Source organism: Mechercharimyces mesophilus (assembly GCF_059818345.1).
This window is the reverse complement of the sequence record NZ_JCBAPH010000003.1, coordinates 171,252-182,938: the sequence shown is the minus strand read 5'-3', so window position 1 is coordinate 182,938 and position 11,687 is coordinate 171,252. Positions and strand designations below refer to the sequence as shown.

Sequence of the window (11,687 nt, the reverse complement as noted above, 5' to 3'; positions counted from 1 at the left end):
TATTCCTTCTTATACTTCCTTCGCTTATATGGGTTCATGCATCACGAAAATTAAGTTTCTTCCTTTACCTTTCCCTTATGGCATTTGAGACAAACGCAAATCAGCGCTTCCTGCCACAACAAGTTTCCAGGAATCCGAAGCACACTTAAATCTGTACCACCCAATATAAAGATTCTGTTTGCAATCAACATTCCCTTATAGTATCCTGCAAAATTGCTATTTCGTCAACATCTTTCATCTGTTTAAAACAACTGTACTAATGACTTTGTCTGTTATGTATCAGTTTAATCGAATATATAGAGAGAATATAAAAAACAGCCCTCGCAAGAGCTGCTTTCTTCTTTCTATTGATTAGCATACAAACGTTACGATGAGGAATCGAGGGAGATTGCCTTTTCTTGCACTTCCTCAGGTACCGTAATCTCCTCAGCAAATTCTCCTTCATGAGTCATCGTCATTTCCTGTTTTCCTGTCAATTGGATCTGATCATTTTTGATTTCAATTTCCATCACTTTCTCCAACTTCTCTTGTTGCATTGTCTCTTTGTGAATATAAATGGTTTCCACCATTTTCTTTAACTTCATGTCTTCCTCTTTAACCTCAATCTTGGACTGCTGTAGTTGAGGCTTCATGGTTTCAATGACCTGCTGTTGAAAGTGGTCCAGTATATATTGATCTTCCTCTTCCGTTAACGTCAAATGAATCACGTAATAATCATTCTCTTCCGTCATCGAAATCGGTTGATCTTCCTGACCCTGGATCTCATCTAACATTCCCTGCAAATGAGCCAATTCATTAGAAGGAGATTCCAGTTGAGAGGAAGAATCTGCTTCCACCCCTTCATACTTCACCCAGCTCCCATTTGGCTGTTTCTGATAGGAAGTCCCTTCCACCAAATAGGCTTCCACAGGTGTACTCTTCTCTCCCGCACTTACTTCTCCTTTGATCGTCAATGCATAGGGATCTTTGGTGTAGTTCATCTTCATTTCGGTGGTGGTTTTAATCTGTTTCTTTTGTTCATCCACTTCCACTGCAAATTCTTGACTTCCATCTACTTTGTATGCAATTCCACTCGTAGTATCCAACTTTTCATGCGCTTGCGCAATCACTTGCTCCAATGTTAGCGGCTCCTCCACTACCTCTGGAGCTGGTGTCTCTGTGGATTCATCTTTCTTTTTTTCATTCTCATCACTACATCCCACACCCACGATGAGGATCATAGATAGTGTCATCACGATACTCAACCATTTCATGATGATTCCCCCTTTTCATCTTCATCTTCTCATACAAGCTTATGGACTCTTGCAACTTTTTTATCTAGCAATGTCTGTCTTGCTTATTCTACCTTGACAACGCTACTTCTATAAAGTGGCTTCCCCTCCTTCAAGATGATGATTCCTAGCTCCTCTTTCTTAAAGAATATCATAATGTCCATATGATTATGTCTTTTAGAACTAGATTAAAGGAGAAAGTAACCAGTGAAAAAAGACAGCCCACACGGACTGCCTCTTCAAATCTTCTATTTAAAGTTTCGTGTACCTCTTCATGTACATCGATTACGTTAATGGTATTAAAAACGTGTATCTTTCAGAAGACGATCGATCTCCTCTTTATGAGTGGTTTCGTCGGCAATCATATCTTCCAACTGAATCTTAAGTGCGATCTCACCCGCATCTTCTGCTTGCTGTAATCGCTCTTTATAACGATTGATCGTCGCCAATTCTTCATCCCGTGCGTGTTGCAACATGGAGCGAACGTCGGAAATCATTTTAACGGGCTTGGGCTCAACGACCGGTTCTCCACCCAAGGTCACAATCTTCTCTGCCAAGTACGAGGCATGGCCGATCTCATCTTGCGCTTCTTCTTCAAAGAAAGGCTTCAAGATTTGACGACTCAGACCCGATACCACAGCAGCATTATTCGTATACTGAATGACAGCCGCATACTCATAACCCAAATCTTCGTTCAGACCATCAATTAACGTTTTTATTTTGGCATCCATCAATTATAGCCCCCTCTTTGTCTCTTAGTAGATATATACCCCATCAAAGAGGAAGATAAACAAAAAACACACCTCATATTCATTGAGGTGCGCGAGATAAGGGTTACCGGCCTTTTTTTTGCTTTGCTGCCAGAGCACTTAAGCGTTCTTCACTGCTTTTCATCCACTTCTTCATCATATCTTCAAAGTCTCCTGGACCACCTCGACGGCCGCCACCACCACCACCGCCACCACGGCGATTGTTGTTGCCACCACGAGGGCGATCATCACTCAAAGCTTTGATAGACAAAGATATCTTACCGGAAGGATCCACTTTTAGCACTTTAGCTTTAACCGTATCCCCTACCGATAACTCATCTTCTACTTTCTCTACATATTTTGCAGAGATCTGCGAAATATGAACCAGACCCGTCTCGCCGGATTCAAGTTTTACAAATGCTCCGAAGGGCTTGATTGCGACAACTTCGCCGCTAATGACGGATCCTTCCGTTAGCTGACTCATCCTAACACTCCCGATAAAATATTCATCCTGTACAAAAGTAACACTTATTTAAGGGAAAGTCAATAGGCGTAATCGCGCTTTCGCCTGATAAAAAAGGAGAGAAGCCTCTTAAGATTCCATAACAGAATCCAAATAGACCTCTCTCCTATGGCTAAAATAAACTCACTTTGCTTAGCTTAGCTTGCTTGCTCTGCTCGCTTCTCTTCTTCATCCTCCTGCCAACACTCGACCCCTTTTAGACCTTTAACCTGATTGGCGTAGAAGACAGGATTCTTACCCAGTTCTCTTTGCTTCATATAATCCTTTAATGCAGCGAAAGCATACTTACCAATCATCATAATCGCAATCAAGTTAATAAAAGACATGATCGCCATTGCCAAGTCAGCCAAACTCCAGACAATCTGGAGGCTCGCTAACGCTCCGAAAGCAACCATCCCAAGAGCCGCTACCCGGTAGGCAAACAACACCCACTTGTTCTCATTGATAAAGCGAATATTGGTCTCTCCATAATAATAACTACCAATGATGGAACTAAAGGCAAAGGTGAAGACTGCCACCGCAAGGAAGATACCGGCCCAACTTCCACCGAAATGAACATCCATCGCAGCTTGTGTCAAGTTGACCCCTGTCAACTCTTCTGAACCTTGCACCCCGGATAAGAATATAATAGAGGCAGTTGCGGTACATACCAACAAGGTGTCAAAGAAGACTCCCAGTGCTTGAATGAACCCTTGTTTGACGGGGTGAGAAACTTCTGCTGTTGCAGCAGCATTGGGAGCACTCCCCATCCCTGCTTCATTAGAGAACAAGCCACGCTTTACTCCCATCATAATGGCAGCACCCATACCGCCACCCACGATCTCTTGAATGCCAAAAGCACTTTTAACGATCATCAGCAACATAGCAGGGATCTCTGGTAAATTCATAACTGTTACATATAGTGCCAAAAGCATATAGAAGACTGCCATAACAGGAACGATCGTTTCTGAAACACGGGCAATCCTAGTTACCCCACCAAAGATAATCAGACCAACAATCACGGTTAACCCAATCGCGATGATAGCGGGATCAATGGAGAAGGAGTTAGTGAAGGCTTCCGAAATGGTATTACTTTGTACGGAGTTAAAAATCAGTCCAAAACTGAGGATGATTCCGATAGCAAACGCAATACTCATTGCTTTAGAGCCAATCTGCTTTTGAATGTAATAAGCAGGACCTCCTTTATAACCAACCTTATCTTTCACTTTATAGATCTGCGCCAACGTACTTTCCACGAATGCAGTCGCTCCTCCTAAAACAGCAACGAGCCACATCCAAAAAATGGCCCCTGGACCCCCAGCTGCAATCGCAGTCGCCACACCCGCGATATTCCCTGTTCCAATTCGGGTCGCCGCCCCAATCATGAACGCTTGCATGGCCGAGATCTCATCTTTCCCTTTTTTCGAAATAGACGATTTTTCGAATAGAACGCGAACCATCTCTTTGAAATAACGAATCTGAACAAAGTTCGTACGAATAGTAAAATAAATTCCTAAACCCAATAATAAACCGATCAAAATATAAGACCATAAGATATTGTTTAAGAAATCTACGCTATTCACAAAGAAGTCAAACATTTATCTTCGCCACCTCCACATAAATAATCTTTATTTTTAATAGTTTCTATCTTAATATGAACTTAACAAAAATGAAAGATAATTTTATTGGAATTATTGGTTTTTTAATAGAATAACATGATAGATTATCCAAGAAATCGCCTAAGGAAATGAAATTAAGGTAGGTAAATCACAGTATTGTATCTAAAATGACCTTCACATACAATTAATTGGAAAGTTCTAATATCTAATTATTATGAAAGGGCGATGAAATAAAAGCGGTTCTGTATACCAGTATGGAGCACCAGAGGTGCTACAGCTGCAAGAAGTAGGAAAGCCCATTCCTCAAAACCACGAAATCCTCATTAAGGTATGTGCAACAAAGGTCTCTTCAGGAGATACAAGAATGAGACAGGGCAACCGCCAATCCTTGCCGCTTTGGCCCATTTCCAAAGTAGCCATCGGGCTTAGAAAACCAAAAAGACCCATTCTAGGTATGTATCTAGCTGGGATCATTGAGTCGGTCGGAAAAGAAATGAAGAACTTTAAAAAGGGAGACTCTGTCTATGGGTTTTGTAGCAAGGGTACTTATGCCGAATATGTCTGCCTGCCTGAAGAGGAATTGCTTTATCTCAATGAACTGATTGAAGTTGGAAAGCTTCGACCCGTCATTGATCGTCGCTATCGGATAGAGGACATGGTCCATGCTCATCGATACGTAGATAAGGGGCACAAAAGAGGGGATGTCGTTATTACATTCCCATAGTTAAATAAGAGCCCAGTGGAGGCTTCCACTGGGCTCTTACCAATCTTACTCTACCTATTGAAGGGGAAAAGACGAACTCACTATGCTTCTTTGGACTTCTTCTTACTCTCTGGACTATAGTCCCACGCTTCAATCCCTTTCATTCCTTCAATACTATCCGCATAAAAGACAGGGTCTTTTCCTTCTTTTCGCTGATCTATATAATCCTTTAGTGCGGCAAAAGCAAATTTACCAAGAAGAGCAATCGCGATTAAGTTCGTAAGGGACATAAAAGCCATGGTCAAGTCCGCTAACTTCCACACAATTTCAAGACTAGCCATCGCACCAAAAGCGATCATTCCGAGAGCGAACAAACGGTAGATGAATAAGCCCGTTTTGCTTTTATTGATAAAGCTAATGTTCGCTTCTCCGTAGTAATAGCTCCCAATAATGGAACTAAAGGCAAAAGTGAAGATTGCTATGGCCAAGAATATACCGGCCCAATCGCCACCAAAGTGTATGTTCATGGACTCCTGTGTAAGTGCAATCCCATTGAGGCCATCTTCCGATCCCTCTACACCCGACAGCAAAATGATGAATGCAGTCGCACTACAAACCAAAATCGTGTCAAAAAAGACCCCGAGTGATTGAATAAATCCTTGTTTTGCTGGGTGCGATACGGTTGCGGTTGCGGCAGCATTCGGAGCACTCCCCATACCCGCTTCGTTAGAGAAGAGCCCCCGCTTCACACCCATTAAGATAGCGGCACCAAATCCACCACCAACTGCTTGCTCCAATCCAAAAGCACTTTTAAAGATAAGAGAGATAACTTCTGGTACAGCAGAGATATTCGCAAAGAAAACATAAGTAGCCAAAATAATATAAAAGATCGCCATAAATGGCACAATAATTTCGGAGAAACGGGCAATTCTCTTAATTCCACCGAAAATAATAGCTGCTGTCATAATCGTAAGTGCTACAGCAATCCACCAAGATTCAAACTCGAAAGAAGTGGAGAATGCTTCTGAAATTGTGTTACTTTGTACAGCGTTAAAAGTTAGACCGAAGCTTGCGATAATGGTGATCGCGAAGATCGTACTCAACCACTTGGCACCTAACTGCTTTTGAATATAGTAGCCAGGACCTCCTTTAAAACCAACTTTCTCTTTCACCTTGTAGATCTGCGCTAAGGTACTTTCTACGAAAGCCGTCGCTCCTCCCAAGAGAGCTACGATCCACATCCAGAAGACGGCACCTGGTCCACCAATAGCAATGGCCGTCGCCACTCCAGCCAAGTTCCCCGTCCCGATCCGGGTCGCCGCCCCGATCAAAAACGCTTGCATCGAAGAAATCTGTTTCTTGTCGTCCAAAGAGATGGCGGCTTTGTCAAAAAGAACACGGAACATCTCTTTTAAGTAAGTAATTTGAACCCCTTTGGTGCGGATGGTGAAATAGACACCCACCCCTAGTAACAACGCAATCAATACATAAGACCAGAGGTATTCATTTAGGAAATCTACCACTAAAACAAAGAATTCCGAAATAGCACCCAACATCAACCAACCTCCTTTTATTCATTTATCTAAATATACTATCAAGGCCCCTTTGTGTCAAATTTTTGTCTATATAAAGAATTGCATAAAAAACCCACATGTTTAGTGCCACACGCCTCGGGTGAGAGCAGTCAACATGGGAGCTTCAGGTTCTCTCAGTGCGTGCTTAATGGGCGACGGCATCTCCTATCGCTGCCTGATCCACGGCTCAGAGTCTCTCAAGGAAACACCGCTCACCCATCTTCCTACCATTCCTAGGGTGAGATTTCACCCTTCTCTTCAAGGCTAGTTATTTCACTTAGTGAAACCTGATTTCGTTAAGTGGAGACTTTCATAACCTATCCAGATCCCTCATCCCTGTATCAATCATTTTATACCTTGCTAGTGATGTCATATATAGCATTCATAGAAGAATCTTGGTTGACCCCTTCTACCATTCATTACATAATAGAGTTATATTACACCTTTCCCAAAGACTTCATAGACCACCGTGGGTCTATACTTAACTCCAGAGATAGATAGATCTGCTTCGCGAGTAGCCACATGCTCTCATATCATTCATTTATAGATAGGAGGAAATGACATTGTCTTTATCGAGTATATTCAAGCCGATCATTCTCTTGGTTTGTCTAGCGCTCCTGCCTAGCGGTTGTACGACACTGCTCCAACAAGCTGATTTACCTAAGCAAGAAAAATCCATAGCAAAACCAGAGGACAAAGCAAAAGAAAAAAAAGAAAACAAGAAAACATACCAACCTCCCAAGCCATCCACCGAGTTAGAAGAAATATTGGCGGATGAAGGCGAAGGCATCTATGCAAGTGATCGCTATGACCAAGAGAAAGTCGAAAAAGAGCTGGACAAGATGTCATCGGAACTTACGGAAGAAGAAGTTTATGCGCTCTTGCTCAAGTTAGTAGGAGAAAACTACAAGCAATATCAAGATCGTTTCAACCAAATAAAGAATCCGGATTACCATCAAGATTTCGGCAATATCTTTACCACGGATTCGGAGAAGAAAGAAGGATCCGATCAAACAGAGCAGCAACAAGATCTCAACGTTCAAATCATCTTAGACGCTAGTGGGAGTATGGCTGGAAAAGTAGAGGATGGGGTCAAAATGACATTGGCAAAAGAGGCTATTCAGCAGTTTGCCTCAGAGCTTCCCGCTCACGCTAATCTCTCTTTACGTGTCTATGGACATAAAGGAAGCAATAGCGATAAAGACAAAAAAGTATCATGCCAAAGCACTGAATTGGTTTATAAACACCGTTCTTATGATGATGAAAATTTCCAATCGGCACTAGACCAATTTCAGCCTACAGGATGGACTCCCCTCGCCGCTTCTATCCAAGCCGCTCATCAGGATTTAAAACAGCAGACGAGCAAAAAGGCGAAAAACATCGTTTACATCGTAAGTGATGGCATTGAAACATGTGATGGAGATCCCGTCCAAAGTGCAAAGGCATTGCACGACTCCAATATAGAAGCCGTGGTCAACATTATTGGCTTTGATGTAGACAATGCCGGCCAGCAAGCACTCAAAGAAGTAGCGGCCGCAGGTGGCGGCAAGTTTAAAACGGTTAAAGATAAGAGCACCTTAGAAGAGGCCTTCCGTCATTATTCCCGCGATTGGGAGCGCAATAATAATACCTCCTTTAAGCAAGCGGTAGAAACGATTGATCGGATGTATAGTGAAGATGACGATTCCATTATTAAAATTCGAGATGATGCACTAAGTGCAACTGGAAGGGAACGACCTCGCTTAAGACGCTCCCTAAACTACCTCATCTGGAAAAGGAAAATAACGCAAGATCAATGGATAGAGGTCAGAGGATATATTGACGGTGACCGTTGGAAAGCGGTGAGTGATCATTTTGATCGGGAATGGAATAAAGTTGGAAGCCAAATCGATAAAGAGCTATACCATAGCTATGAAAACGCCAAATCTCAATGGCAAGAAAATGGTTTTAAAATTGACAAAGCGGATGGATCACCTACCATGAGAGTTGGAGGGTATCGCAGTGGAAAGATTCGCATGCCTCAGAGGAGAATGGTATACCCACATTACTATTTAAATTCACCTGAACCTGGAGAAAACTGGGGCAATAAATAGGTCAGAATACAAAATGAGCTACGAAACCCAAACATCCCTTTTTTATAGGAGGGTTTGTTTGGGTTTCCCATCTTCATGATTCATCCCTATTTAAATACTTAAGCGTTAAATTTCATCGTATGACTTCCCACTTTATTTACAAGTTTTAAGCTATATTAACGGATATCCAACGAAGTTTCCCACGAAGAAACGGTCATCTCTTACTCCCAATCATGGACGCGAAGCTCAAAAGCTTCTTCTAGATACCCCTTCGTCTTAGCTCCCGTCACATCCTCCATCCGTAGCACACACGTCTGCCCCAGGGGATACTGATCTTCGATCAGAGAGAACGGTACCGTCAGGTGGCGGTACTGCGCTTCCTCCTGCCGATCAAAAACGAGTGTCACTTCATTGGAGATCCGTTTCCTCCCCTTGATAGAGGGCAATCCGAAGGTGACGGGGTCGGTATTCTTGTGATACCTTATGTTCTTGAAAGAACACGATTTGAAAACGGTAGTCTGTCAGTACTTTGGAACGCGTGGCTACCCGAACATCTACATACCGCTCCTGTGAGCGCCTAGACGTTCCTCGACGTTCTCGATACTGAATCAGAGGGAGAATGGCTTCTTGTGGCATCGCTCCTCCATGCACATAGCGCTTCCCTCCACCAGAAGTAAAGCGATTAATCCCTTTTGCAATGACCGCTTCCAAGTCACTGCCAAGGCACGAAAGAGAAACCTTTTCTGCCCCCTCTGGTAATGAGAGTCCTTTGCCTATCGCGAAGCGACGGTTCATCTCCAAGAGATCGCCTTGTGGTGGTTTAATCATCTGTTCCTTCCCTACCTGTTCTCGCTGAAACAGGAACCCGTGATCAGCAGTAATAAAGACGCGCTTCGCAGCAAAGGTGCCAGATAGTTTCCCAACAGCTGTAGCCAACTCCGCGATGGTTTGATCAACAGCATCAAAGGTGGACGCTTCGGTACTTTGTTGATCACCAATGGCATCGATGCGGTTATGATAAAGGTAGACTAACTTTTTCCCACGCAAGACGGATGCTCCTTCTTCCTTTCCCATCTGCATCAGATCTTCTAGTTTAAGAGCAACCGACTGCGAAACTTTCGCCTTTAAGACGTTTCCTCTTGCCACAAGACCCTTAGTAGAAGCGCCATCCACTTCCACAGAGCCATTCTTATCGATCCCTGTCACCTTCCCTGGGAGGAGACTGGCCATTCCTAGTTGCGTATAGGTAGGAAGAGTAGCTTGCATTGCTTCTAAATCCACTTCAGCGTTAAGACGCTGACCCAGCTGAGCGACCAACTGGGCCCCGGCTTCATAACGGAGACCATCCGATATGACGACAAAGATCCGCTCATTCGTTTTTTCCAAGAGCGGTTCCACTATCGCAGTGAAAAAGTCCTGTTGCTGTGTAACACCCTCCAGTGGCCATTGCCCAGCTAACTTCCGTTCTAACACTTGATCCGTGTAACCAGCCATACGAGGCAGGAACTCGCTTTCATACCAGGTTGTTAATTGATCACATAACGGATGCCATTCATCCGCTTCTTCAATCTCCTTGTATGCTTGCATGAGAAGACGGTACGTTTGATCCACTATATAATCATGCTCAGTATAAGCTCGCAACCAAGCGTCTGTGACCAATTGGTAATGTTCGTTTTTTCTTTCCTTATACGAACGAAAAGTGGACGCAAGTGAGAGGAAGCGATAAGCAATAGACTGAGAGGACTCCTGTGCCCAATAGCTTTGTTGACGTTGTTCAATTAGTTGTTGAACCGTTTCATCACGGATCGCATGTTCATAGATTTGCCGACGTAAATCATCTATGATCCATTCGTCGATCTTAGGAAAGGTCATACAGTCAGCCACTTGTTCCCTCACCAAAGAACCACGCTTCTTTTCCAGTCCCCACTCCACTTCTATTTTTCGCAAGAGAGGTTTTAATTCTTCTCTCCCTCGCTCTTCATTAAACCAGTCATCCAGAAATACTTGACAGGCATTGGGAGTACGGGTTGCATAGTCAGGGAGTACCTTACCCATCTCAGAAGCATGACTGATCACATGGCTATGGACAATCGTCATCAGGACCTCCTTTAATGACGACTCTTCAGCAACTTCGATCCCGTAATGTGCATACAGTATCTCATAGAAATGTTTAAGCGAGCCCCATTTTTCGATCCGTTTCATCGCTGGATGCTCTTCCACTTCCCAGCCTTCGGCTAGGACCGCTCGAAAAATAGCATCCATTTGCGCTCGCCTAGCCCGCGTCAACACGGCCAATACTGTCAGTTGAAGCTCACTTTCTCCTGCTTCCACTGGCATCAGCTTCTTAAACCGTTCTTTCCATCGTTTCTCTTGAAAGAAAGAGCGATACTCCCGGAGGAAGGAGCGACCTACCATCGGATTCAGACCTAATTCTTCGATCAATAGCGCAACATCATCAGCTTGAAACTCAACTGAACACAAGAATAAGTCCAATAAAAATCGGCATGTGGTTCGGGTCTGGCAAAGGGAGCATAGAGAAGAAAAAAGGTTTGTGGTTTCTCCAGGTCCATCATCTTGATTTTCTCTCCAGATTCGGTTTCCACTACCTCCGTTTTCCCCACATCGAATACCTTCTCCACTTGGTCATTGCGGATCGTAATCGCCCGTTTGCGCTGAATCTTCACTTTTTGTTTCGGATCATCATGCAGATAAAAATCTTCACGCACTCCATGATACGCGTTATAAATTTTCCCTAGTTCGGTTCGCCAATCGACAACAACCAAGTCCCCCTTTTCTTCTACTCCGCTTTTCCCAATATAAATCGTATCTTCACCATATTGATCTTTAAAATCCAATCTATCAAAGTATGGATTGGATCGGGATCGCTCCAAAGCAACCAGGGCTTTCTTATGAACCTGACCCATTTTTTCTTCCACGTCATCTCGGGCATGCTTTTGACAGAGCGCTTCGTTCTCTTTTATTTGTCTTTCAATCACCTGAATCGTCTTGTTCAGATATTGTTGCTCCTGCTTTCTATATGCTTGCGAACTCATCACACTCTTCTCCCTTCAATCTATCTTCATACTATTAATTCTATATGATTATAGTAATCAGATTATAGTAATCAAATAAATACCTTGAATGGAGAATACATCCCTCGTTGCATCAATCTAAATTCTATTAAAACCCGAACCTTC

At 43.3% G+C, this 11,687-nt stretch carries 10 protein-coding genes; 2 read left to right on the top strand and 8 right to left on the bottom strand.

The genetic code is table 11. From position 1 onward, the window contains the following. Positions 1–365: 365 nt before the first annotated feature. From AC6RGY_RS10700 to AC6RGY_RS10685, 4 genes are all read right to left on the bottom strand, one after another. Positions 366–1,253 (bottom strand): DUF6612 family protein, encoded by an 888-nt coding sequence (locus AC6RGY_RS10700; protein ID WP_499862824.1) that lies wholly within the window; start codon positions 1,251–1,253, stop codon positions 366–368. Positions 1,254–1,570: 317 nt separating this feature from the next. Further along, the gene (locus AC6RGY_RS10695; protein ID WP_499862821.1) at positions 1,571–2,002 is read right to left on the bottom strand and encodes a ferritin-like domain-containing protein; all 432 of its coding nucleotides are present in this window, start codon (positions 2,000–2,002) and stop codon (positions 1,571–1,573) included. A 103-nt stretch (positions 2,003–2,105) separates the two neighbouring features. Then, positions 2,106–2,504, bottom strand: coding sequence for a S1 RNA-binding domain-containing protein (locus tag AC6RGY_RS10690; RefSeq protein WP_499862819.1), 399 nt, complete (start codon positions 2,502–2,504; stop codon positions 2,106–2,108). Between the two features lie 176 nt (positions 2,505–2,680). Next, positions 2,681–4,120, bottom strand: a complete 1,440-nt coding sequence (locus tag AC6RGY_RS10685) for an alanine/glycine:cation symporter family protein (protein WP_499862817.1) — start codon at positions 4,118–4,120, stop codon at positions 2,681–2,683. A 385-nt stretch (positions 4,121–4,505) separates the two neighbouring features. On the opposite strand from AC6RGY_RS10685, the gene AC6RGY_RS10680 reads away from it, so the two are divergent. After that, on the top strand, positions 4,506–4,865 hold the full coding sequence (locus AC6RGY_RS10680) for a zinc-binding dehydrogenase (RefSeq protein WP_499862815.1): 360 nt from the start codon (positions 4,506–4,508) through the stop codon (positions 4,863–4,865). A gap of 80 nt (positions 4,866–4,945) precedes the next feature. Here AC6RGY_RS10680 and AC6RGY_RS10675 read toward each other — a convergent pair whose 3' ends face one another. Continuing rightward, positions 4,946–6,400, bottom strand: coding sequence for an alanine/glycine:cation symporter family protein (locus AC6RGY_RS10675; protein ID WP_499862813.1), 1,455 nt, complete (start codon positions 6,398–6,400; stop codon positions 4,946–4,948). Between the two features lie 581 nt (positions 6,401–6,981). Here AC6RGY_RS10675 and AC6RGY_RS10670 point away from each other — a divergent pair. Continuing rightward, on the top strand, positions 6,982–8,511 hold the full coding sequence (locus AC6RGY_RS10670; RefSeq protein WP_499862811.1) for a VWA domain-containing protein: 1,530 nt from the start codon (positions 6,982–6,984) through the stop codon (positions 8,509–8,511). Positions 8,512–8,711: 200 nt separating this feature from the next. Here the strand turns inward: AC6RGY_RS10670 and AC6RGY_RS10665 are convergent, their stop codons facing one another. From AC6RGY_RS10665 to AC6RGY_RS10655, 3 genes are read right to left on the bottom strand one after another with little or no spacing between them, the layout of a single operon-like run. Further along, a complete protein-coding gene (locus tag AC6RGY_RS10665) occupies positions 8,712–8,897 on the bottom strand; it encodes a hypothetical protein (protein ID WP_499862809.1) in 186 nt (61 codons plus the stop codon). A gap of 1 nt (position 8,898) precedes the next feature. Further along, on the bottom strand, positions 8,899–10,932 hold the full coding sequence (gene pglZ, locus AC6RGY_RS10660) for a BREX-1 system phosphatase PglZ type A (protein ID WP_499862807.1): 2,034 nt from the start codon (positions 10,930–10,932) through the stop codon (positions 8,899–8,901). Then, on the bottom strand, positions 10,929–11,543 hold the full coding sequence (locus AC6RGY_RS10655) for a hypothetical protein (RefSeq protein WP_499862805.1): 615 nt from the start codon (positions 11,541–11,543) through the stop codon (positions 10,929–10,931). The genes pglZ and AC6RGY_RS10655 overlap by 4 nt, the downstream gene beginning before the upstream one ends. Between the last annotated feature and the right edge of the window lie 144 nt (positions 11,544–11,687).

Coding starts and splice junctions, on each gene's coding strand:
- AC6RGY_RS10695 (WP_499862821.1), bottom strand. CDS start 2,002: ATGGATGCCAAAATAAAAACGTTAATTGATGGTCTGAACGAAGATTTG.
- AC6RGY_RS10690 (WP_499862819.1), bottom strand. CDS start 2,504: ATGAGTCAGCTAACGGAAGGATCCGTCATTAGCGGCGAAGTTGTCGCA.
- AC6RGY_RS10675 (WP_499862813.1), bottom strand. CDS start 6,400: ATGTTGGGTGCTATTTCGGAATTCTTTGTTTTAGTGGTAGATTTCCTA.
- AC6RGY_RS10655 (WP_499862805.1), bottom strand. CDS start 11,543: ATGAGTTCGCAAGCATATAGAAAGCAGGAGCAACAATATCTGAACAAG.
- AC6RGY_RS10700 (WP_499862824.1), bottom strand. CDS start 1,253: ATGAAATGGTTGAGTATCGTGATGACACTATCTATGATCCTCATCGTG.
- AC6RGY_RS10685 (WP_499862817.1), bottom strand. CDS start 4,120: ATGTTTGACTTCTTTGTGAATAGCGTAGATTTCTTAAACAATATCTTA.
- AC6RGY_RS10680 (WP_499862815.1), top strand. CDS start 4,506: ATGAGACAGGGCAACCGCCAATCCTTGCCGCTTTGGCCCATTTCCAAA.